At 60.9% G+C, this 21,501-nt stretch carries 20 protein-coding genes; 10 read left to right on the forward strand and 10 right to left on the reverse strand.

Features of this window, described 5'->3' with window-relative positions; genetic code table 11:
* Positions 1–55: 55 nt before the first annotated feature.
* Complete coding sequence (locus tag GA0061100_RS07875) at positions 56–952, forward strand: branched-chain amino acid ABC transporter permease (protein ID WP_075852189.1); 897 nt, start codon at positions 56–58, stop codon at positions 950–952.
* A gap of 1 nt (position 953) precedes the next feature.
* Here the strand turns inward: GA0061100_RS07875 and GA0061100_RS07880 are convergent, their stop codons facing one another.
* From GA0061100_RS07880 to GA0061100_RS07900, 5 genes are all read right to left on the reverse strand, one after another.
* Positions 954–1,424 (reverse strand): molybdenum cofactor biosynthesis protein MoaE, encoded by a 471-nt coding sequence (locus GA0061100_RS07880; protein ID WP_075852190.1) that lies wholly within the window; start codon positions 1,422–1,424, stop codon positions 954–956.
* 4 nt (positions 1,425–1,428) lie between these two features.
* Positions 1,429–1,683, reverse strand: coding sequence for a molybdopterin converting factor subunit 1 (gene moaD / locus GA0061100_RS07885; RefSeq protein ID WP_075852191.1), 255 nt, complete (start codon positions 1,681–1,683; stop codon positions 1,429–1,431).
* Positions 1,683–2,270: a CDP-diacylglycerol--glycerol-3-phosphate 3-phosphatidyltransferase gene (gene pgsA / locus GA0061100_RS07890; protein WP_015339389.1), complete on the reverse strand. Its 588-nt coding sequence runs from the start codon at positions 2,268–2,270 to the stop codon at positions 1,683–1,685. Before pgsA ends, moaD begins: the two co-directional genes overlap by 1 nt.
* 206 nt (positions 2,271–2,476) lie before the next feature.
* Positions 2,477–4,516, reverse strand: a complete 2,040-nt coding sequence (gene uvrC, locus GA0061100_RS07895) for an excinuclease ABC subunit UvrC (RefSeq protein ID WP_075852192.1) — start codon at positions 4,514–4,516, stop codon at positions 2,477–2,479.
* A complete protein-coding gene (locus GA0061100_RS07900; RefSeq protein ID WP_075852193.1) occupies positions 4,513–5,280 on the reverse strand; it encodes an SDR family oxidoreductase in 768 nt (255 codons plus the stop codon). Before GA0061100_RS07900 ends, uvrC begins: the two co-directional genes overlap by 4 nt.
* Before the next feature lie 364 nt (positions 5,281–5,644).
* Between GA0061100_RS07900 and GA0061100_RS07905 the strand changes: the two genes are divergently transcribed.
* Entirely contained in the window at positions 5,645–6,277 is a 633-nt protein-coding gene (locus GA0061100_RS07905; RefSeq protein WP_075852194.1) for an outer membrane protein, read from the forward strand.
* Between the two features lie 80 nt (positions 6,278–6,357).
* Here GA0061100_RS07905 and GA0061100_RS07910 read toward each other — a convergent pair whose 3' ends face one another.
* Positions 6,358–7,197, reverse strand: a complete 840-nt coding sequence (locus GA0061100_RS07910; RefSeq protein WP_075852195.1) for an oxidoreductase — start codon at positions 7,195–7,197, stop codon at positions 6,358–6,360.
* Positions 7,198–7,320: 123 nt separating this feature from the next.
* On the opposite strand from GA0061100_RS07910, the gene GA0061100_RS07915 reads away from it, so the two are divergent.
* Positions 7,321–8,223: a LysR family transcriptional regulator gene (locus GA0061100_RS07915; RefSeq protein WP_075852196.1), complete on the forward strand. Its 903-nt coding sequence runs from the start codon at positions 7,321–7,323 to the stop codon at positions 8,221–8,223.
* Between the two features lie 11 nt (positions 8,224–8,234).
* Here the strand turns inward: GA0061100_RS07915 and GA0061100_RS07920 are convergent, their stop codons facing one another.
* Positions 8,235–8,828, reverse strand: coding sequence for a glutathione S-transferase (locus tag GA0061100_RS07920; protein ID WP_075852197.1), 594 nt, complete (start codon positions 8,826–8,828; stop codon positions 8,235–8,237).
* A 33-nt stretch (positions 8,829–8,861) separates the two neighbouring features.
* Positions 8,862–9,713 carry a 23S rRNA (adenine(2030)-N(6))-methyltransferase RlmJ gene (locus tag GA0061100_RS07925; protein WP_075852198.1) on the reverse strand — a complete coding sequence of 284 codons (852 nt, stop codon included), beginning with the start codon at positions 9,711–9,713 and terminating at the stop codon, positions 8,862–8,864.
* An 81-nt stretch (positions 9,714–9,794) separates the two neighbouring features.
* On the opposite strand from GA0061100_RS07925, the gene GA0061100_RS07930 reads away from it, so the two are divergent.
* The 3 genes from GA0061100_RS07930 (at position 9,795) to GA0061100_RS07940 (ending at position 13,816) form a co-directional block, all read left to right on the forward strand.
* Positions 9,795–11,918, forward strand: coding sequence for a molybdopterin-containing oxidoreductase family protein (locus tag GA0061100_RS07930; RefSeq protein ID WP_208621521.1), 2,124 nt, complete (start codon positions 9,795–9,797; stop codon positions 11,916–11,918).
* The gene (locus GA0061100_RS07935) at positions 11,915–12,508 is read left to right on the forward strand and encodes an NUDIX domain-containing protein (protein ID WP_075852200.1); all 594 of its coding nucleotides are present in this window, start codon (positions 11,915–11,917) and stop codon (positions 12,506–12,508) included. Before GA0061100_RS07930 ends, GA0061100_RS07935 begins: the two co-directional genes overlap by 4 nt.
* A 138-nt stretch (positions 12,509–12,646) precedes the next feature.
* A complete protein-coding gene (locus GA0061100_RS07940) occupies positions 12,647–13,816 on the forward strand; it encodes an alpha-D-ribose 1-methylphosphonate 5-triphosphate diphosphatase (RefSeq protein ID WP_075852201.1) in 1,170 nt (389 codons plus the stop codon).
* A 3-nt stretch (positions 13,817–13,819) separates the two neighbouring features.
* Here GA0061100_RS07940 and purN read toward each other — a convergent pair whose 3' ends face one another.
* Positions 13,820–14,491, reverse strand: coding sequence for a phosphoribosylglycinamide formyltransferase (gene purN / locus GA0061100_RS07945; protein ID WP_075852202.1), 672 nt, complete (start codon positions 14,489–14,491; stop codon positions 13,820–13,822).
* Complete coding sequence (gene purM / locus GA0061100_RS07950) at positions 14,488–15,561, reverse strand: phosphoribosylformylglycinamidine cyclo-ligase (protein ID WP_075852203.1); 1,074 nt, start codon at positions 15,559–15,561, stop codon at positions 14,488–14,490. Before purM ends, purN begins: the two co-directional genes overlap by 4 nt.
* Positions 15,562–15,783: 222 nt before the next feature.
* On the opposite strand from purM, the gene GA0061100_RS07955 reads away from it, so the two are divergent.
* From GA0061100_RS07955 to ppx, 4 genes are all read left to right on the forward strand, one after another.
* On the forward strand, positions 15,784–16,914 hold the full coding sequence (locus GA0061100_RS07955) for an AI-2E family transporter (protein ID WP_075852204.1): 1,131 nt from the start codon (positions 15,784–15,786) through the stop codon (positions 16,912–16,914).
* A gap of 2 nt (positions 16,915–16,916) precedes the next feature.
* A complete protein-coding gene (gene hdaA, locus GA0061100_RS07960; protein ID WP_075852205.1) occupies positions 16,917–17,630 on the forward strand; it encodes a DnaA regulatory inactivator HdaA in 714 nt (237 codons plus the stop codon).
* Between the two features lie 74 nt (positions 17,631–17,704).
* On the forward strand, positions 17,705–19,906 hold the full coding sequence (locus GA0061100_RS07965) for an RNA degradosome polyphosphate kinase (RefSeq protein ID WP_075852206.1): 2,202 nt from the start codon (positions 17,705–17,707) through the stop codon (positions 19,904–19,906).
* 11 nt (positions 19,907–19,917) lie between these two features.
* Positions 19,918–21,441 carry an exopolyphosphatase gene (gene ppx / locus GA0061100_RS07970; protein WP_075852207.1) on the forward strand — a complete coding sequence of 508 codons (1,524 nt, stop codon included), beginning with the start codon at positions 19,918–19,920 and terminating at the stop codon, positions 21,439–21,441.
* Positions 21,442–21,501: the final 60 nt, after the last annotated feature.

Genomic DNA, 21,501 nt, shown 5'->3' on the forward strand with positions numbered 1-21,501 from the left:
AACTGGTAAAATGAATTTTGCCAGTTACTATTTGCTTGTTCTTCGGAGGAGTGGAATGGCTTATCTTCTGCAGCAACTGGCGAATGCCATTCCGCTCGCTGCACTTTATGCGGCGCTGGCCTTCGGTTATTCCATCGCATTTGGGGTCATGAAGCGGGCCGACATCACCTACGGCGCACTTTTCGCCTTTGCCGGCCAGATGCTCGTGCTCTTCACGGATGTCGGCTACACCAAGATGTATCTCGTCCTGCCTGCGGCCTTCACCTTTGGCGCCGTCATCGCCGTCGGCTATACGGTCGGTACCAGCTTTCTGGTTGGCCGCGCGATCATGCTGCCGCTGTCGCGCAAGTCTCCGAATACGGTCATCGTCGCGGCACTCGGCATGATGATTATCCTGATGGAGACCGCGCGGCTCGCCGCCAATACGCGCGGCATCTGGTTGCCGCCCTTCCTGAACGATGCCGTCGTCTTCTGGGATAGCGGCGATTTCCGCGTGACGCTCACCGAGATCCAGTTGCTCAACACCGTGCTGATGATTCTTGTCATCCTTGCGGGTGCTTATGTCCTCAAATGTACTGGCTGGGGCCGTATCTGGCGGGCGGTCACCGACGATGCTCTCGCCGCCGAACTGTGCGGCGCCAGCGCCAATCGCGTCTTCCTGCTCGCCTACGTCGCCTCAGCCGTGGTCGCGACCATCTGCGGCCTGCTGGCTACTTCCTATTATGGAACGATGGATTTCGGGGCAGGGCTGATGTTCGGACTAAAGGTGCTGATGATTGCGGCGGTCGGCGGTTATTCCGATCCGCTGAAGTCGGCCGGTGGTGCCGCACTCCTCGGCCTCACCGAAACCATGTGGGGCGCCTATGGCCCGTTCCTGTGGCGCGATTTCGTGATTTTTTCGCTGCTCGTCCTGCTGCTGGTCCTAAGCCGGCGCGAGCGGATCGTGCCCTGACCTATTTCTCGCCTGACCATTTGTCGCGCGCCGCGTCGTCGGCATCCTTGGCCGAGACCCAGCCACTTTCTTCGCCATCCTTGCCATGTTCCTTCTTCCAGAAGGGAGCGGATGTCTTGAGGAAATCCATGACGAAATTGGCGCCGTCGAAGGCGGCCTGCCGATGCGATGCCGCGGCGATGACGAGGACGATGTTTTCACCTGGCAAAATCTTGCCGTAGCGATGGATGGCGGTCAGTCCGAGCAGTTCGAAGCGCTCGATGGCAAGATTGGAGATGCGAGTAATCTCCGCCTCCGCCATGCCGGGATAATGTTCGAGTTCGAGGGCGCCGAGCGCACCGCCTTCGTCGCGGCAGAGCCCGGAGAAGGTGACGACCGCGCCGATATCGTGCCGCCCGGCGGTCAGCCGGTTGATCTCGGTCTGAAGCTCGAAATCCTCGCGCTGGACTCGGACTACCGGCTGCATAGCCATCGGCTTACCCCCCTGTCATCGGCGGGAAGAGCCCGATCTCCCGCGCTCCGGCGATCGGCTCATCGTGCTCGGCGTGCTCCATGTTGATGGCGACGCGGATCGCATTGGGAAATTGAAGCGCCGCCTCGTATTCTTCTCCCAAGCCCTTCAAATGACTCAGGAGATCGCCGACGGTGACGACTTCGGCAGGAAGGGAAATTTCCTCTTCCGCTTTGCCGATCCGCTCACGCACCCAGGCGAAATAGACGAGCTTCGTCATCATTCCTCATCCACGACATGCTTCAGCCCGGCCCGGAAATAATCGTAGCCGGTATAGATGGTCAAAAGCGCCGCGACCCAGAGCAGGACTATGCCGATCTCCGTCGTGTAAGGTAGCACCTTGTCGCCCGCCGGCCCAGCCAGCAGGAAGGCGATCGCCACGAGCTGGGCGGTCGTCTTCCATTTCGCGATGCGCGTCACGGGAACGCTGACCTTCAGTGCCGCCAGATATTCGCGCAGGCCGGAGACGAGGATTTCGCGGCAGAGGATAATGATGGCGGCCCAGAGCGACCAGCCGGCAATGGTGCCGTCGGCGGCCACCAGCAGCAGGATCGCCGAAACCAGCAGCTTGTCGGCGATCGGATCGAGCATGCGGCCGATATTCGAGGTCTGGTTCCAGATGCGGGCGAGATAGCCGTCGAGGAAGTCGGTGATCGAGGCGATGACAAAGATCCAGAGCGCGACCCAGCGCGCGAAATCGGAACCCTCCAGCTTGCCCTCGATGAAGAAGCAAAGAACGATCAGGGGTACGCAGAGAATGCGGCCGTAGGTGAGCAGATTGGGGATACTGTAAGCGCGCGACGCCATGGAAATCGTTTCGTTTCTGTTGTCTCGACCAGGCCGGATGGGGCTCTGTTGATCTCATCCCGCTGAAGTCATTTGATTGAGCGTGATCCCAAAAACCGCTTCGCACTTTTTGGTGGTCATACCCTAGATGATGGTTTGGTCAGTTTATCGTCAATATTGTTTCTGTTTTTTCACCGCTATTGCGTGGAATTTGCGACGAGCCATCCCTATTTCGCGGCGTCTTCGTGGAAATGGTTGTAGACCTGTCGTGCGACGGCTTCGGATATGCCCTCCACCGCCATCAGATCCGAAAGGGCGGCACGCGACACGGCCTTCGCCGTGCCGAAATGCTGGAGAAGCGCGCGTTTGCGCGAAGGGCCGATGCCGCCGATCTCGTCCAGCGGGTTCTTCACCATCTCCTTCTTGCGCCGGGCGCGATGCGAGCCAATGGCGAAACGGTGCGCCTCGTCGCGCATGCGCTGGATGAAGTACAGGACGGGATCGCGGGGCGGCAGCGAGAAGCTTTCGCGCGATGGGGCGAAGAAGCGCTCGCGCCCGGCCTCGCGGTCGACACCCTTGGCGACGCCGATGGCGATGACGCTGTCGGTGATTCCGAGCTCATCGAGAATGGCGCGCACGGCCGTCATCTGCCCCTGGCCACCGTCGATGAGGATGATGTCGGGCCAGGCGGGGAAGGGGCGATCGGCGGCGTCGACCGTGGCGTCGGCCATGCCGCTGCGGTCGGGCTTGCCTTCTTCCTTGAGCAGCCGGGAGAAGCGGCGGGTCATGACCTCGCGCATCATGCCGAAGTCGTCGCCCGGTGTGATGTCGGTCGATTTGATGTTGAACTTGCGGTACTGGCCTTTGACGAAGCCTTCCGGCCCTGCCACCACCATGCCACCGACGGCGTTCGTGCCCATGATGTGGGAGTTGTCGTAGATCTCGATGCGTTGCGGTGTGTAGGGAAGCTTGAAGGTTTCCTTGAAGCCCTCGAGCAGCCGCGATTGCGAGGCGGTTTCCGCAAGCTTTCGGCCATGCGCCTCACGGGCATTGGCAATGACGTGCTCGACCAGATCGCGCTTTTCGCCGCGTTGCGGCACGAGAATCGCGACCTTATGCCCGGCTTTCTCGCTGAGCGCTGCCGCGAGCAGTTCGATTTCCTCGATCGTCTCCGACAGCAGGATCTGCCGCGGCACAGGCTTGTCGTCGTAGAACTGTGCCAGGAAGGCGTTCAGCACTTCTGCGCCAGAGAGCGACGGATCGGCCTTCGGGAAATAGGCACGGTTGCCCCAGTTTTGCCCTGTGCGGAAGAAGAAGACCTGGATGCAGGAAATGCCACCCTCGTGATGGATGGCGAAGACATCGGCCTCCTCGACGCCAGCCGGGTTGATGCCCTGATGGCTCTGCACATGCGAGAGCGCGGCGAGCCGGTCGCGAAAAATGGCGGCGCGCTCGAAATCCAGATCCTCGGCGGCGGCATTCATCGCCTCGGCCATATGCGCCTTGACGTTCTGGCTCTTGCCCGAAAGGAAGTCCTTCGCCTCCTGTACCAGCTCCCCATAGCCTGCATCGCTGATCTCGTGCGTACAGGGGCCGGAGCAGCGCTTGATCTGGTAGAGCAGACAGGGGCGCGTGCGCGTCTCGAAGACGCTGTCGGTACAGGTGCGTATCAGGAAGGCGCGCTGCAGCGAATTGATGGTACGACCGACGGCGCCAGCCGACGCGAAGGGGCCAAAGTAATCGCCTTTGCGGGCGCGGGCGCCGCGATGCTTGAAAATGGCCGGCGCGCGATGATCGCCCGTAATCAGAATGTAAGGGAAGGATTTGTCGTCGCGCAGCAGAACGTTAAAGCGCGGGCGCAAGCGCTTGATGAGATTCGCTTCCAGCAGCAGCGCTTCCGTCTCCGTGCGAGTGGTGACGAATTCCATATTCGCGGTTTCGCGCACCATGCGGGCGATGCGGTTGGAATGCACCTTGCCCAAGGCATAGTTGGAGACGCGCTTCTTCAGGTTCCGCGCCTTGCCGACATAAAGCACGTCGCCGGCCTCGTTGAACATGCGATAGACGCCGGGATTGTTGGGCAGCCGCTTGACGAATTCGGCGATCAGTTCGGCGCCGCGAAGCCCCGTCTCGTTCCTTCCACCCTCGTTCCAATCGATGGGCGCAACGGGTGAGGCGGCGGCATCGCCCTCCACCTCGATGTCGTCTTCGATATCGTCTGATTCGTCGTAGAGAACGCCGCCATCAGGCAGCTTTCTTCCATTCATTCCGCACTCTCCGACACGTCCGGCGTTTCCCAGGCAAGATGCTGGCCGCCATCGAGCGCTATCATTTGGCCCGTGATCGAGGGCGTGTCAAAAAGAAAGCGGATGGTCCGGCCGAATTCTTCGAGCCCCGGCGCCGCCTTTAATATGAGGCCGTCGATCTGCGCTTGAAAGTCCTCTTCGGTCTGTCGCACGCTGCGCACCGTCGGGCCTGGGCCGATCGCGTTGACGCGGATACGCGGTGCAAAGCTTTGCGCCATCGTCTGTGTTGCCGTCCAGAGGGCGGCTTTCGACAGCGTATAGGAATAGAAGCGCGGATTGAGCGCCCAGACACGTTGGTCGACCATGTTGACGATCAGGCCCGGATGCGGTTCGGGAAGCTGCCGGACGAAATCGGCTGCCAGAATCGACGGCGCCCGCACATGGATTGCGAAATGCGCCTCGAAGGCTTCTCCGTCAAAATGATCGGCGGAATCGCCGAGGAAGGCGGAGGCGTTATTGACCAGCAGATCGAGCGGGCCGAGAGCACCCGAGACCCTTTCGATGAGGGTTGATGTCTCGGCCAAATTCTGCAGATCCGCCTTGATTGCAATGGCCCTCCGGCCCATTCGCCGCAGTTTCGCCGTAATTTCCTCGGCCTCGGCGAGGGACTGATTGGCGTGCAACGCCACCGCGAAGCCGTTAGCCGACAAATCCTCGGCAATTGCCAGGCCTATTCTTTTGGAGGCGCCGGTTATCAGCGCCGTGCGTAGTTTTTCCTGGCTCAAGAGATCGCCTTTTGCTCGTCGTTACCCAATCGATGCTCATATAGGGCGTCGATACACCATATGAAAAGATGCATGAGCGAATGATGCCCTTTGGGGTTTCTTATGTAAAACTTGAGGTATATTTAGTTTAAAATAAGTATACACGGTTTAACCAATGATTAGGGTTAACAATTCCTCTGTTGCGATGAAGCAACATCGAAATTCAGCCACGTCTGTGCCACAATGATATCATATTTTGGCTCTTCCAATTCCTCATTTGCATTCCAATTTCAACCTCGATCCGGGAGGGATATGTTTTAATTGCTCGTGGCGCTTCGAAGTCAAGGACAGTAAGCGGGGCACACGGGACTGAAAGGAGAAAAGTATGCGTACTCTTATCAAGACCCTCATGGTCTCCGCTTTCGCTCTCGGCGGCTACACCGCAGCTCAGGCTGCCGACGCTGTTGAGCAGATTCCGCAGCCGCCCGTCGCTCAGGAAGCAGCTCCGGCCGTCAACAACTGGTCCGGCTTCTACATCGGTGGCGCTGGCGACTGGAACGCCGGTCATTTCAACCGCAACGGCGACGCTTACGCCTGGGGCGGCCAGGCCTTCACCGGCTACAACTGGCAGCAGGGCCAGATCGTATACGGTATCGAAGCTGACCTCGGCTACTCCGGCGCCGACAGCACCCGCAACGGCCTGACCGCCAAGAACGGCGTCAACGGCTCGGTTCGCGGCCGCCTCGGTTACGACTTCAACCCGTTCATGCTGTACGGCACGGCCGGTCTGGCAATTGGCCAGAACAAGCTCTCCGACGACACCTCGTCTGACAGCAAGACGGCTGTTGGTTACACGGTCGGTGCAGGTGCTGAAACCTTCATCACCAACAACATCACGGCTCGTCTCGAGTACCGTTACACGGACTACGGCAAGAAGAACTTCGACCTCGACTCCGGCAGCTTCTCGCGTGGCTACGACGAGCAGAGCGTCAAGGTCGGTATCGGCGTCAAGTTCTGATTATCCGAAGGCGTAAGCCTGAACAAAAAAGGCCGGGGTGAAAACCCCGGCCTTTTTTGTTTGATGTCGCTGGATATTTGTTAGGCGTCCTTCGGGAAGTCCGTCGATACGGCCAGTTCCCGCCAATCGGCCAGTTCCTTGGCGACATAGCTGTTCTTCGCTTCGATCGCGCCGACCGTATCGGAGCCGAAAGGCATGCGCAGCGGCGGGTTGGCCGCATGTGCAAGTGTAATCATCGATTTTGCAAGCCGTTTGGGATCACCGGGCTGGCCGTGATTGTGGCCGGCGGCGAAATCGCGCATCGCGCCGGCGGGTGTGTCCTTGTAGTCGGCAATCGAGCTCGGACTGACGGCGAGCGAGCTTTCGTCGAGAAAGTCGGTGCGGAAAAAGCCGGGTTCGACAACCGTGACCTTGATGCCGAGCGGCTGCAGTTCCGCCGCCATCGCCTCGGACAGGCCTTCGACGGCGAACTTCGTCGAGCAATAGATGCCCCAGCCCGCAAAGCTCTGATAGCCTCCGACCGAGGACATGTTGATGACATGGCCGGAACGCTGCCGGCGCATGTGTGGCAGGACGGCGCGGGTGACCTTCAACAGGCCAAAGACATTGGTGGCGTAGAGCTTCTCGATTTCCTCGGCGGTTGCCTCTTCCACGGCGCCGAGCAGCCCGTAGCCGGCATTGTTGACAAGGATATCGATCCGTCCGAAGCGTTTGACGGCGGCAGCCGCAGCCTCATGGGCTTGCGCCTCGTTCGACACGTCGAGAGCGACGGGCAGGAGGTTCTGATGATTGCCGAACTTCTCCGCCAGGCCGGCAGGGTTGCGGGCTGTGGCAACGACGGCGTCGCCGGCAGTCAGAGCTTCCTGGGCGATGAGGGCGCCGAAGCCGCGGGATGCGCCCGTGATGAACCAAACACGCATGACTTTCTCCTTCGTGGGTTTGCAATTCCATAGGCGGAATTCGCTTGCAGGAGAAAGGTAGCTTGATGGGATCGTTGAGGTAATCTACTTTGTCTTCCATGAAGTGCTGAGAAATTCTCATCAATGCGACGTATTCGTTCGACCGATCTGGCTATCTTCCTGGCGATTGCCCAACACCGCAGCTTTCGCAAGGCGGCGGTGGAGCTCGGCGTGACGGCGTCCGCGCTCAGCCATTCGCTTCGGGCGATCGAGGAACGATTGGATGTGCGGCTGGTCAATCGCACCACGCGCGGCGTCGGGCTGACGGAGGCAGGCGAGCGCCTGTTCGATCGTATCCGCCCGGCTTTCCTCGATATTGACGATGCGCTGGAGGATCTCGATAAATTCCGTGGTCAGCCGTATGGCAAGTTGCGCATCAACGCTCCGCGCCCCGCCGCCAAGATGGTGCTGCTGCCGATCGTGTCACGGTTCCTGAGGGCTTACCCCGCCATCGAAGTGGAAATCGTGGTGGACGATGCGCTCGTGGATACGGTCTCTGCCGGTTTCGATGCTGGCATAAGGTTCGGCGAAAGCATCGCCGCAGACATGATCGCAATTGCCATTGGTCCCCGCCAGCGCACGGCGATCGTCGGCTCGCCCGAACATTTCCAGCGTTTCTCCCAACCGGTCACGCCCCACGATCTGAAGGATCACCCCTGCATCCGCTACCGTTTTCCGGGCGGTACCTATTATCGCTGGGAGTTCGAACGCGGCGGCGTTGAGCTGGAGATTGAGGTGCAGGGGCCGCTGACGCTTGGCGATCTCGACATCATGCTGAATGCCGCTATCAATGGCTCCGGCCTTGCCTTCGTGTTTGAGGATCACGCGCTACCTGCTTTGCAGGATGGCCGGTTGATCCGCGTGCTGGAGGACTGGTGCCCCTACTATCCAGGCTTCTTCCTCTATTATCCGAGCCGTCGGCAACTGCCGACAGCTTTGCGCGCTTTCGTCGATTTCGTGAAGGCCGACGCTGCCGGCCAGAGCTGAGCCGGACGGCGTCAGACTTGCGGCTTCATCACCGGAAAATCGGGGAAATGCTTCTCGAACTTATGTGCCCAATCCGTCAATCCCGCATGGTCCACTTCCCATTGCCCTTCAAAGCGAAGCTGCAGATAGCCGATAAGGGAGGCAAGCGCGAAATGGCCGGCATGCAGCTTATTGCCGATCTTCGGCGGTTCGGCGTCGAGATGGGTGAGGGCGCGGCCGACCTTCGTCCATTGCCGATCAATCCACGGCTGATGCTGCTTCTCGGGCTCGCGAAGGCGGCGCTCGTAGACGATCGACAGGAGGCACTCATTGGTGCCGTCGATCAGCGCTTCCAGAACCTCGATTTCGGTGCGCTTGCTCTTTTTCGAAGGATAGAGCCCGCCCTCGCGCCGGTCGAAATAATGCATGATGGCGCGGCTGTCGAAAATGGCTTCGCCGTCGCCAGTGAGCAATGTCGGGATCTTGCCGAGCGGATTGTTGTCGATGAGCAGCGTCGGCCCGGCATTCGTGTCGACGTGGATTTCCTCGAGTTTGATGCCGAGATGGCGGGCCGCCATACGCACCTTGCTGGAGAAGGGAGAGGTGGACGAGCAAAGAAGTCTCATGAAATCACCTGTGGGGTATGTCTGTGAAAAGTCTCAATGTTCGCCACGCAGCCAGAAAGCGCGCTGCGAGGCGAAGCGGTCCTGCGCCAGAATATCCTTCAAAGCCGGCAGGAGTGCATGCAGCTCGTCCTTCAGCGTAAAGGGCGGGTTGACGATGATGAGACCGGAGCCGGTCAGCCCGGTAAAGCCGCGGTCGCTTTTGACGCTCAGCTCGGCGCAGAGCATTTTCGGAATTTCCAAAGCCTGCAGTGCTTCATGAAACTGCTTGATCGGCGCATCCTTCTTGATCGGATACCAGAGGCAATAGGTGCCACCCGGAAACCGGCGCCAGGCTTTGGCCAGGCCGTCGATCAGACGCTCGTACTCGCCTTCCTCTTCGAACGGCGGATCGACGAGCACGATCCCACGCTTTTCCTTCGGCGGCAGATGCGCGCCGAGCGCCAGCCAGCCGTCCAGTTCGGTAATTCGCGCGTGGTGATCGCCCTCGAACAGCCGGTGCAGTCGCTGAAAGTCGTCCGGATGCAGCTCCATGGCCGAAAGCCGGTCCTGCGGGCGAAACAGCATGCGGGCGAGCTTCGGCGAGCCTGGGTAAAGCCTGAGGCCGCCTTCCGGGTTCAGCTCGCGGATGGCGGCGAGGTAGGGTTCCAGCAGATCAGCGACTTGCGGCACGAGTTCCGCTTCCAGCACCCTGCCGATGCCGTCGCGCCACTCGCCGGTCTTCTGCGCTTCCTCCGAGGAAAGGTCGTAAAGCCCGATGCCGGCATGGGTATCGAGAACGCGAAACGCCTTGTCCTTGTTCTGCATGTAGCGGACGAGGCGCGCGAGGATAGCGTGTTTCAAGACATCGGCAAAATTGCCCGCGTGATAGATGTGCCGATAGTTCATCGTCGTTGAAGTCCGCATGAATTGTTGAGATGGGCCGGATTGTCTCTAGTGGCCGGACATCGCTTGAAATATACAAACATCATGAACATTGCGACCCCCATCCAAGCCAAATCGCGTATAGGTCACACCGCCTGTCCGCATGACTGTCCCTCCACCTGCGCGCTTGAGGTCGATCTGACTGAGGACGGCAAGATCGGCCGGGTTCGCGGTGCCAACGACCATTCCTATACTTCCGGCGTCATCTGCGCCAAGGTGGCGCGTTATGCCGAAAGGCTTTACCACCCCGATCGCCTGATGAAGCCGCTGCGACGCGCTGGCGCCAAGGGCGAGGGGCGCTGGCAGGAGCTTTCCTGGGACGCGGCGCTGGATGAGATCGCCGAAGCCTTCATCAAGGCCGAAGCCAAGGACGGCAGCGAGGCGATCTGGCCCTATTTCTATGCCGGCACCATGGGCTGGGTGCAGCGCGATTCCATCGAGCGGCTTCGACACGCCAAGCGCTATTCCGGTTTCTTCTCGTCGATCTGCACCAATCCGGCATGGACCGGCTTTACCATGGCGACGGGCGTGCTGCGCGGCCCGGATCCGCGCGAGATGGGCCGCACGGACTGCGTCGTCATCTGGGGCACGAATGCGGTTGCCACCCAGGTCAATGTCATGACCCACGCGATCAAGTCCCGCAAGGAACGTGGCGCCAAGATCGTCGTCGTCGATATCTATGACAACCCGACGATGAAGCAGGCCGATCTGGCGCTGATCGTCAAGCCGGGTACGGATGCGGCCCTTGCCTGCGCCGTCATGCACATCGCCTTCCGCGACGGCTATGCCGACCGCGCCTATATGGCAAAATATGCCGATGACCCCGCCGGCCTCGAAGAGCATCTGAAGTCGAAGACCCCGGCATGGGCAGCCGGCGTCACCGGCCTTTCGGTCGATGAGATCGAAGCCTTCGCCAAGCTCGTGGGAACGACGAAGAAGACCTACTTCCGTCTGGGCTATGGCTTTACCCGCCAGCGCAACGGTGCGATCGCCATGCATGCGGCGGCGTCGATCGCCACGGTCCTCGGCTCCTGGCAATATGAGGGCGGCGGCGCTTTTCATTCGAACAGCGATATCTTCCGCATGGATGCGAGCGAACTCACCGGCCGCGCCATGAAGGATATGGATATCCGCATGATCGACCAATCGCAGATAGGCCGCGCCTTGACCGGCGATGCCGTTGCGCTGCGCCATCGCGGCCCGGTCACCGCCATGCTGATCCAGAACACCAATCCGGTGAACATCGCGCCCGAACAGCGGCTGGTGAAGCGCGGTTTTGCCCGCTCCGACCTCTTCGTCGCCGTACACGAGCAGTTCATGACCGATACGGCTGAGATGGCCGATATCGTCATCCCCGCCACCATGTTCGTCGAGCACGACGACATCTATCGCGCTGGCGGCCAGAACCACATTCTTCTCGGTCCCAAGCTCGTCGAGCCGCCGCCGACCGTTCGCAGCAATCTCTTCGTGATCGAGGAGCTCGCCAAGCGCCTCGGTGTCGCGGATCGCCCTGGCTTCGGCTTCTCGGCCCGCGAGATGATCGATCGGGTTCTGTCGAGGAGTGGCCTGCCGGATTACGATTACTTCCTCGAGCACAAATGGTTCGACCGCCAGCCGGATTTCGAGGAGGCCCATTTCGTCAACGGCTTTGCCCATCCCGACGGCAAGTTCCGCTTCCGCCCGGATTGGACCAACCAGCCGGCGCCGAACCGGCCGCCCGCAGCCGTCGGCTTGCTCGGCCCCCATGTCGAACTGCCGGAATTTCCGGACCAGGTCGATGTCATCGAGGTGGCCGATCCCGAGCATCCGTTCCGGCTCGCGACCTCGCCATCGCGCAACTTCCTGAATTCGAGTTTCGCGGAAACGAAGACGTCGCGACAGAAGGAAGGTCGGCCGGAGGTGATGATCAATCCGGCCGATGCCGAGACGCTTGGCATTGCCCACGGCGAACTGGTTCGCATCGGCAATGGGCGCGGAGATATCCGTCTGCATACACGCGTGACGACGGAAGTGAAGCCGGGCGTGCTAATTGCCGAAGGTCTGTGGCCGAACAAGGCCCATGTCGACGGCGAGGGCATCAACGTGCTCACCGGCGCCGATCCGGTCGCACCCTATGGTGGCGCGGCCGTCCACGATAACAAGGTATGGCTCCGCAAGGATATGGCATGAGTAAATTCGAAAAGGCGAAAGCCGACATCGTCAGCGAAAAGACGCTGGCGGACCAATGGACGCGGCTCAGCACCTTTGAGGTCGATTACACGGATTCTCGCGGCGAACAGCATCGCCTGAAGCGCGAAGTCTATCATCGCACGCCGGCCGCCTGCATCCTTCTCTATGATCCCAGCCATGAAACGGTGGTGCTTGTTCGCCAATACCGTCTGCCGGCCCAGCTGGTCGGCGAGCCGGCCTGGATGATCGAAGTGCCCGCCGGCCTGCTCGACGGCGACGATCCGGAAGCTGCGATCCGCCGCGAAGCCATGGAAGAGACCGGCTTTCGCGTGCGTGACGTCCGGTTCCTCTTCAAGGCCATGACGTCGCCGGGTTCCTCGACCGAGGTCATCCATTTCTTCGCTGCTGTGATCGATACGTCCGACCGGGTTGCCGATGGCGGCGGGCTTGCCGAAGAGCATGAGGATATCGAGGTTGTGGAAGTTCGCCTCTCCGACGTGATGGCAATGATCGAAAAGGGCGATATTCATGATGCCAAGACGATCATGCTGCTGCAATGGGCGGTGCTGAACGAGGCCAATCTGAGATAGTCCGTTCGACGGTGGGAAACTATCTTCGCGTCGTTCATCACATTGTCACGAATCGAGCTTACCGGGGCGTGCTGGCCGGAAACATTCGAATGTTTCCGAGCCTCCGTCGATTATGGACGCTGTTTCAGGAGAAAGCCGATGTGGCTCAGCAATTTCACGCTCGTTCTTCCCAATGAAGTCGTCGAAAAGGGTGCGGTGCGCATCGAGGACGGCGTGATTGCCGAAATTCGCTCGGAGCCGGTGGAGCAGCCGACCTTCGACGGCGGTGGCCGTTTGCTGATGCCGGGCTTCGTCGACCTGCATTGTGACATGGTTGAGCGCGAGATCGCGCCGCGGCCGAATGCGATGATGCCGATCGATTTCGGTGTCCACGAGCTGGACAAGAAGCTGGCGGCAGCCGGCGTTACCACGGCCTTCGCCGCGCTCTCCTTTGCGACCGAAAGCGTCTATGGTCACGTCCGCTCGCTCGAAACCACTTCGGCGGTTATCCGTGGCATCGGCAGCCTGCGCGATGAGCTCCTGATCGACCATCGCGTTCACGCGCGTTACGAAATCACCAATCTCGGCGCTGCTCCGACCCTGGAACGGTTGTTGGAGGAAGGCTCCGTCGACATGGTCTCGCTGACCGACCATACGCCGGGGCAGGGGCAATACAACGATATCGAAAGCTATATCCGCAGCATGTCCGAGCGTCGCTCCATGTCGCGCGAGGCGGCCGAGGAAGTCGTCGCAAAGCGTATCGCGCAGCGCCAGGACCCGGAAATCGAGCGCAAGCTGCATGATGTGGTCGAACTCGCGCTGAAGCACAAGCTGTCGCTCGCCTCGCATGACGATGACAGCGTCGAAAAGGTTGCGGCGATGCACGATCTCGGCGTGACGATCAGCGAGTTCCCAGTCACCGGCCCGGCCGCCGAAGAAGCCTGCCGCCGTGGCCTCTGGACCTTGATGGGCGCGCCGAATGCACTGCGCGGCCAGTCGATGTCTGGCAATCTCAGTGCCCTGGACGCGGCCCGCTCCGGCCTGCTCGGCATCATCGCAGCCGACTATCACCCGGCAGCCTTCGTGCCGGCGATCTTCAAGATCGCCGATGTTGTTGCTGGCGGTCTGCCGGCGGCCGTTGCGACGGCAACGTCCAACGCTGCCCGTTCGGCCGGTCTGATGGATCGCGGCGAGATCGCCGTCGGCCAGCTCGCCGATCTGGTCGCCGTCGAGCCCGGTTCGGTTCACCGCATCCGCGCAACCTTCCGCGGCGGCCGCATCGTCTATAGCGACGGCACGCTGCATCCGCTGATGGCAATGGCGGCTTGAGAATTAGCTTACGTCACCGAGTAGTGACAACACCTGCTGCCCATTGGCGGCAGGTGTTCTGGCGAGGCTCACAGCCTTCCCACCTTCCATTCTGACATTGCCTTCCGCGAACAAGCGCAGCGCTTGCGGATAGATCTGATGCTCGATCGTCAGCACGCGGGCAGCCAAGGCGTCCGCCGTGTCATCGGTCAAGACCGGCACGGCAGCCTGGCCGACGACCGGGCCTTCGTCCATGCCTTCGGTAACGAAATGCACGGTGCAGCCGGCAATGCGCATGCCGGCGTCGATGGCGCGCTGATGCGTGTGCAGGCCTGGGAAAAGCGGCAGCAGCGAAGGATGGATATTGATGATCCGGCCCTCGTAAGCCTGGATGAAGCGGCCGGAGAGCAGGCGCATATAGCCGGCAAGGCAGATGATGTCTGGGGAGAGGGCTTCCAGTTGCGAAAGGATCGCCTCTTCATGCGCTTCCTTGCTGGCGAACTCCTTGCGCACGAAGGCGAAGGTGGCGATGTCCTCGGCGGCAGCCTTTGCCAATCCGCCGGCATCCGCCTTGTCGGAGATCACGCCGACGATCTCGGCCGGGTAGTCTGCTGCCTTGGTGGCCTTCAGAAGAGCCAGCATGTTGGAGCCGCCGCCGGAGATGAAGACGACGACGCGTTTGCGCGGCGTGGTCATAGAGCCAGCGTGCCCTTGTAGACGGTGCCGTGGGCACCTTCTTCGCGAGCGATCATGCGGCCGAGTGTCACGACTGCTTCGCCTTCCGCTTCAAGCACCGCCTTCACGGCCGCGATGTTTTCGGCAGCGACGACGACGATCATGCCGATGCCGCAGTTGAAGGTGCGCAGCATTTCCTTGGCTTCGACGCCGCCCGTCCTGGCGAGCCATGAGAAGACCGGCGGCACATTGACGGCGGCGAGATCGATTTCGGCGGCCAGATGCTTCGGCAGCACGCGCGGAATATTCTCCGGGAACCCGCCGCCGGTGATGTGGGCGAGCGCCTTGAGAGCATGGGTTTCGCGGATGGCCTTGAGCAGCGGCTTCACATAGATGCGCGTCGGCGTGAGCAGCGCTTCGCCAAGCGCCTTGCCTTCGGCGAAGGGAGCCGGCGCATCCCAGCCGAGGCCGGAAAGCTCGACGATCTTGCGCACCAGCGAGAAGCCGTTGGAGTGAACGCCTGATGAGGCGAGGCCGAGAATGATGTCGCCTTCGGCAATATCGCCGGACGGCAGCAGCTGGCCGCGCTCGGCGGCACCGACGGCAAAGCCTGCCAGATCGTAGTCGCCGTGGGAATACATGCCCGGCATTTCCGCCGTCTCGCCGCCGATCAGCGCGCAGCCTGCATCACGGCAGCCGGCAGCGATACCGCCGACGATCGCAGCACCCTGGTCGGGATCGAGCTTGCCGGTGGCGAAGTAATCGAGGAAGAACAGCGGCTCGGCACCCTGGACGACCAGGTCGTTGACGCACATGGCAACGAGGTCGATGCCGACAGTGTCGTGATAGTTCGCGTCGATTGCGATCTTCAGCTTGGTGCCGACGCCGTCGTTGGCGGCGACCAGCACCGGATCGGTAAAACCTGCCGCCTTGAGGTCGAACAGGCCACCAAAGCCGCCGATCTCGCCATCGGCACCAGGACGGCGCGTCGAACGGACGGCAGGCTTGATCTTTTCGACCAGCAGGTTGCCGGCATCAATATCGACACCCGCGTCGCTATAGGTCAGACCGTTTTTTCCAGACTGGCTCATGCTTCCGCCTCCGATGGCCGCCCGTCCATTATGACAGGGCTTTGATCGGGTCGCCATTGCATGATAGGGGCCTTTATGCAAGGCGGAAGCGCCGCAACTCCCTCGATTTTCCCCGTTTCCCATTGCCTGAGGCAGATTTCCGGCCTCAGGCTTGACCATAATTGCGGCATCATCCTATGTCCTAAGCACACGGCAAGCGAGCGCGAAGTAACGGGGAAGATGATGGAGCAAAAGGTCAGCGGGGCGAGCCTCAAGCGTCAAGTCACCTTCTGGGTGATCGTGCTCGTCGTCTTTGTCGCCTTTGTCTATATCTTCAGCACGATCCTGCTGCCGTTCATCGCCGGCATGGCGGTCGCCTATTTCCTCGATCCAGTCGCCGACCGGCTGGAGCGGATCGGCCTCAGCCGTCTGATGGCGACGGTGGTGATCCTCGTCTCCTTCGTGCTGATCTTTGCCCTGGCGCTGACCATCGTCATCCCGATCATCATCAACCAGTTCAACGACTTTATTCAGCACATACCGACCTATGTGCAGCAGGCGCAGCAATTGGTCGCCAAGGCGCAGACGATGGTGCTGCCGGACTGGATCCGTAACCAGCTCGGAGCGATCAAGGACAATTTCTCCAGCATCATGTCCGACGGCTTGAGCTTTGTCGGCGGCTTGTTCGCGCAGCTCTGGAGTTCCGGCAAGGCGCTGGTCAACATCATCTCGCTGATGGTCGTCACGCCGGTCGTCGCCTTCTACATCCTGCTCGACTGGGATCGCATGATCGCCAAGGTCGACGACTGGATCCCGCGCGATCATGTCGCCACCGTCCGCCAGATCGCCCGCGAGATCGATCAGGCAATCGCCGGCTTCATCCGGGGGCAGGGCTCGCTCTGCATTATCCTTGGCGTCTACTACGGCGTCGGCCTGTCGCTGGTCGGCCTGAACTTCGGCCTTTTGATCGGCCTCTTTGCCGGCATGATCAGCTTCATTCCCTATGTCGGCTCGCTGGTCGGCCTCATCCTGGCGGTCGGCGTCGCGCTGGTGCAGTTCTGGCCCGATTATATCTGGGTTGGTCTGACCCTCGCCGTCTTCTTCACCGGCCAGTTCCTGGAAGGCAATGTGCTGCAGCCGAAGCTCGTCGGCGAAAGCGTCGGCCTGCATCCGGTCTGGCTGATGTTCGCCCTTTTTGCCTTTGGCGCACTCTTCGGCTTCGTCGGGCTGCTGATCGCTGTTCCTGCCGCCGCCGCCTGCGGCGTTCTTGTCCGCTTCGCCCTTTCGCGCTACCTTCAGAGCGATCTCTATTACGGACGCTCGGAAGCGGGTAAGGCGCGCAGAGCCAAGGCCGGCAAGACCGAGAATAGCTAGACATGACCGATGCAAAGAACGCTGATCTAAGGCGCAAGGCCGCCGAGCAGCTGCCCTTGGCCTTTACGCACGATCCCGCAAACGGGCGTGACGATCTGCTCGTCGCCGATCCCTTGCACGCGGCGGTGAAGATCGTCGACTCCTGGCCGAATTGGCCGTCGCCGGTCGTCATCCTGGCGGGTCCCGTAGGCTCGGGCAAATCGCATCTTGCGAGCATTTGGGCCGAACGGTGCGGCGCCGTCCACATCCACCCCGTCGCCGGCTCCGATGCGGCAGTCGCGGCGGTGAACGGCCCTGTCTTCTTCGAAGATGTGGATCGCCTCGGCTTTGACGATACGGAGCTGTTTCACGTCATCAACAGCGTCCGCGAAAACGGCACCAGTCTCTTGATGACAAGCCGGCTTTGGCCGATGTCCTGGCCGGTGACGCTGCCCGACCTACGCTCGCGCCTGAAGGCTGCGACGGTGGTCGAGATCGGCGAGCCGGACGAGGAATTGCTGTCGCAGGTGATCGTCAAGCTGTTCGCCGACCGCCAGCTTTATATCGATGACAAACTCGTCCTTTATATCGTCAATCGCATGGAGCGTTCCTTGAACGCGGCACAGCTGATCGTCGACCGGCTGGACCGGCTGGCACTGGCGCGAGGAACAAGGATCACGCGCCTGTTGGCCGCTGAGGTCCTGAACGAACTGGGTAGCTCCGGTCAGCCGGATTGAGTTGACATCGACTGTCACAGTTCCGTCGTCAAACTGATATACGTGGCACAGGATTAGAAGAGGGTAGGTGGAACATGGACTCGGCACTCACGGAACATCAGGACGCCAACCCGGAAACCCCGGAGGCCGCACCTCCGGTCAGCGAGCTGCTGACCAGCCCCGAGCGCTTCATCAACCGCGAATTCTCCTGGCTCCAGTTCAATCGCCGCGTCCTTGAAGAGACATTGAACACAGCTCATCCCTTGCTGGAGCGTGTTCGCTTCCTCTCCATCTCTGCCGCCAACCTCGATGAATTCTTCATGGTGCGCGTCGCCGGCCTCGAAGGCCAGGTCCGCCAGAAGATCCTCGTGCGCACGCCTGACGGCAAGACGCCCGCCGAGCAGCTCGACGACATCCTGCGCGAGATCGACAATCTGCAGATGGAGCAGCAGGCCTCGCTTGCCGTTCTGCAGCAGTATCTTGCCAAGGAAGATATTCTGATCGTCCGCCCGGCTGCTCTTTCCGATGCCGATCGCCAGTGGCTGCACACCGAGTTCGAGCAGGCGATCTTCCCGGTCCTGACACCGCTCTCCATCGACCCGGCGCATCCTTTCCCCTTCATTCCGAACCTCGGCTTTTCGATCGCGCTGCAGCTGAAGAGCATGAACGGCCGCGATCCGATGACGGCGCTGCTGCGCCTGCCGCCGGCGCTCGACCGCTTCGTCCGCTTGCCGGATGCCAGCAACGTCATCCGTTACATCACGCTCGAAGACGTGGTGAACATCTTCATTCACCGGCTCTATCCCGGCTACGAGGTGCAGGGCTCTGGTACCTTCCGCATCATTCGCGACAGCGATATCGAAGTCGAGGAAGAGGCGGAGGATCTGGTGCGCTTCTTCGAAACCGCGCTGAAGCGCCGCCGCCGCGGTTCCGTGATCCGCATCGAGACCGACTCCGAAATGCCGCTTGAGCTTCGCCAGTTCGTGGTGGAGTCGTTGAACGTTCCGGAAAACCGCATCGCGGTTCTGCCCGGCCTGCTGGCGCTCAATACCCTATCCGAAATCTGCAAGGCGCCGCGCGACGATCTGCGCTTCGAGCCCTACAATGCCCGATTTCCTGAGCGCGTCCGCGAGCACGCCGGCGATTGCTTCGCCGCGATCCGCGAAAAGGACATGGTCGTCCACCACCCCTATGAATCCTTCGACGTGGTGGTCCAGTTCCTTCTCCAGGCTGCTAGGGATCCTGACGTTCTGGCGATAAAGCAGACGCTCTACCGCACCTCGAATGACAGCCCGATCGTCCGCGCGCTGATCGACGCCGCCGACATGGGCAAGTCCGTGACCGCGCTGGTGGAACTCAAGGCCCGCTTCGACGAAGAGGCGAACATCCGTTGGGCGCGCGACCTTGAGCGCGCGGGCGTGCAGGTCGTCTTCGGCTTCATCGAGCTCAAGACCCATGCGAAGATGTCGATGGTCGTGCGCCGCGAGGATGGCAAGCTGCGCACCTACTGCCATCTCGGCACCGGCAATTATCACCCGGTCACCGCCAAGATCTATACCGACCTTTCCTACTTCACCTGCGATCCGGCAATCGCCCATGACATGGCGAATATCTTCAACTTCATCACCGGTTACGGTGAGCCGGAGCACGGCATGAAGATCGCGGTTTCGCCCTATACGCTGCGCCCGCGCATCCTCCAGCATATCGAAGGCGAGATCGAGCACGCCAAGAATGGCCGTCCGGGCGCGATCTGGATGAAGATGAATTCGCTCGTCGATCCCGACATCATCGACGCGCTCTACCGAGCCAGCAATGCCGGCGTCGAGATCGATCTGGTCGTGCGCGGCATCTGCTGCCTGCGTCCGCAGATTGCAGGCCTTTCGGAAAGGATCCGCGTCAAGTCGATCGTTGGTCGCTTCCTAGAGCACAGCCGCATCTTCTGCTTTGGCGATGGTCACGGCCTGCCGTCGGATAAGGCCTTGGTCTATATCGGTTCTGCCGACATGATGCCGAGAAACCTTGACCGCCGCGTCGAAACCTTAGTGCCGCTCACCAACAAGACCGTGCACGAGCAGGTGCTTTCACAGATCATGCTGGGCAATATCATTGACAATCAGCAAAGCTACGAGATATTGCCGGACGGGACTTCACGGCGCATGGAAGTGCGCCAGGGAAAAGAGCCATTTAATGCGCAGCAGTATTTCATGACCAACCCCAGCCTGTCGGGCCGCGGTGAAGCCTTGAAATCCAGCGCACCGAAACTCATCGCTGGGCTGCTGTCGGGCCGCAACAAATAAATTGGACCTGCATGGTTGAATCAGAAGCCCAGGGGCGTCTTCCGGGCATCGCCCCTGTCTCCGTTGTCGATATCGGGTCGAACTCGGTCCGTCTTGTCGTTTATGAAGGCCATTCGCGGTCGCCAACCATCCTCTTCAACGAAAAAGTGCTATGCGGCCTGGGCAAGGGTATAGCGCTGACGGGGAAGATGGACGAGGAAAACGTGGCACGAGCGCTTGCCTCATTGCATCGTTTCAAGGCGCTCTCCGATCAGGCGCGTGCCTCCACCATCTATGTTCTTGCAACGGCCGCGGCGCGCGAAGCAAGCAACGGTCCGCAGTTCATTCATCAGGCCGAAGCCATTCTTCAGCGCAAGGTGCGCGTGCTTTCGGGCGAAGAAGAGGCACGTTTCTCTGCGCTCGGCATTATCAGCGGTTTCTTCCATCCCGATGGCATCGCCGGCGACCTTGGCGGCGGCTCGCTGGAACTGATTGACATTAAGGATCGCGAGATCGGCAAGGGCATCACGTTGCCGCTCGGTGGTCTGCGCCTCTCCGAATATGCCGGTGGCTCGATCGAGAAGGCGCGCGGCTTTGCGCGCAAGCACGTCAAGACGGCCAAGCTCTTGAGCAAGGGCGAGGGCCGCACCTTCTATGCGGTCGGCGGCACCTGGCGAAATATCGCCAAGCTGCACATGGAAATCCGCAAATATCCGCTGCATATGATGCAGGGCTATGAGGTGCAGCTTGATGAGATGATCCGCTTCCTGGATCAGATCGTCGAATCGAAGGATTCGAAGGATCCGGCGCTGCAGGCGGTTTCCAAACACCGCCGCTCGCTGCTGCCCTTCGGCGCGGTTGCGATGCGCGAGGTATTGGCCGCGATGAAGCCGTCCGTCATCTCCTTCTCCGCCCAGGGTGTGCGTGAAGGCTATCTCTATTCGCTGCTGACCGAGGCAGAGCGCAACAGCGATCCGTTGCTCGTGGCGGCCGGCGAACTCGCCATCCTGCGTGCCCGTTCGCCGGAACATGCCCGAGAGCTGGCGGAATGGACGGGACGGATGATGCCGTTCTTTGGCATCACCGAGACCGATGAGGAAAGCCGCTATCGCCAGGCAGCCTGCCTGCTTGCCGATATCAGCTGGCGGGCCCATCCGGATTATCGCGGCCTGCAGGCGCTGAACATCATCGCCCACACGTCCTTCGTCGGTATTACCCATGCCGGCCGTGCCTTCATCGCACTTGCCAATTACTACCGCTTCGAGGGCTTGAGCGATGACGGGGCGACCGAGCCGCTCGCGACCATCGCTACGCCGCTCTACATCGAGCGCGCCAAGCTGCTCGGCGGCCTGTTGCGTGTCGTTTATCTGTTCTCGGCGTCGATGCCTGGCATCGTCCGGAACCTGTCGTTCCGTCGCTCGACAAATCCGGATCTCGATCTCGAATTCGTCGTTCCCGCCGAATATCACGATTTTGCCGGCGAGAGGCTGGACGGGCGCCTGCAGCAACTCGGCAAGCTGACGAACCGCCGACTGGCGTTCTGCTTCGAAGAATAGGTCTTACCGCTTCGAACAGGCCTGAAACCTCTCCCCGCGATGCAGGGAGAGGCAGTTTCT

It is taken from the genome of Martinezella hainanensis, assembly GCF_900094555.1.
In the GTDB taxonomy this organism is placed as follows: domain Bacteria; phylum Pseudomonadota; class Alphaproteobacteria; order Rhizobiales; family Rhizobiaceae; genus Rhizobium; species Rhizobium hainanense.

Excerpts from the sequence above, each read along its gene's own strand:
- GA0061100_RS07875 (WP_075852189.1), top strand. The coding sequence starts at position 56 with ATGGCTTATCTTCTGCAGCAACTGGCGAATGCCATTCCGCTCGCTGCA.
- GA0061100_RS07880 (WP_075852190.1), bottom strand. The coding sequence starts at position 1,424 with ATGGCTATGCAGCCGGTAGTCCGAGTCCAGCGCGAGGATTTCGAGCTT.
- moaD (WP_075852191.1), bottom strand. The coding sequence starts at position 1,683 with ATGACGAAGCTCGTCTATTTCGCCTGGGTGCGTGAGCGGATCGGCAAA.
- pgsA (WP_015339389.1), bottom strand. The coding sequence starts at position 2,270 with ATGGCGTCGCGCGCTTACAGTATCCCCAATCTGCTCACCTACGGCCGC.
- uvrC (WP_075852192.1), bottom strand. The coding sequence starts at position 4,516 with ATGAATGGAAGAAAGCTGCCTGATGGCGGCGTTCTCTACGACGAATCA.
- GA0061100_RS07905 (WP_075852194.1), top strand. The coding sequence starts at position 5,645 with ATGCGTACTCTTATCAAGACCCTCATGGTCTCCGCTTTCGCTCTCGGC.
- GA0061100_RS07910 (WP_075852195.1), bottom strand. The coding sequence starts at position 7,197 with ATGCGTGTTTGGTTCATCACGGGCGCATCCCGCGGCTTCGGCGCCCTC.
- GA0061100_RS07915 (WP_075852196.1), top strand. The coding sequence starts at position 7,321 with ATGCGACGTATTCGTTCGACCGATCTGGCTATCTTCCTGGCGATTGCC.
- GA0061100_RS07920 (WP_075852197.1), bottom strand. The coding sequence starts at position 8,828 with ATGAGACTTCTTTGCTCGTCCACCTCTCCCTTCTCCAGCAAGGTGCGT.
- GA0061100_RS07925 (WP_075852198.1), bottom strand. The coding sequence starts at position 9,713 with ATGAACTATCGGCACATCTATCACGCGGGCAATTTTGCCGATGTCTTG.
- GA0061100_RS07930 (WP_208621521.1), top strand. The coding sequence starts at position 9,795 with ATGAACATTGCGACCCCCATCCAAGCCAAATCGCGTATAGGTCACACC.
- GA0061100_RS07935 (WP_075852200.1), top strand. The coding sequence starts at position 11,915 with ATGAGTAAATTCGAAAAGGCGAAAGCCGACATCGTCAGCGAAAAGACG.
- GA0061100_RS07940 (WP_075852201.1), top strand. The coding sequence starts at position 12,647 with ATGTGGCTCAGCAATTTCACGCTCGTTCTTCCCAATGAAGTCGTCGAA.
- purN (WP_075852202.1), bottom strand. The coding sequence starts at position 14,491 with ATGACCACGCCGCGCAAACGCGTCGTCGTCTTCATCTCCGGCGGCGGC.
- purM (WP_075852203.1), bottom strand. The coding sequence starts at position 15,561 with ATGAGCCAGTCTGGAAAAAACGGTCTGACCTATAGCGACGCGGGTGTC.
- GA0061100_RS07955 (WP_075852204.1), top strand. The coding sequence starts at position 15,784 with ATGGAGCAAAAGGTCAGCGGGGCGAGCCTCAAGCGTCAAGTCACCTTC.
- hdaA (WP_075852205.1), top strand. The coding sequence starts at position 16,917 with ATGACCGATGCAAAGAACGCTGATCTAAGGCGCAAGGCCGCCGAGCAG.
- GA0061100_RS07965 (WP_075852206.1), top strand. The coding sequence starts at position 17,705 with ATGGACTCGGCACTCACGGAACATCAGGACGCCAACCCGGAAACCCCG.
- ppx (WP_075852207.1), top strand. The coding sequence starts at position 19,918 with ATGGTTGAATCAGAAGCCCAGGGGCGTCTTCCGGGCATCGCCCCTGTC.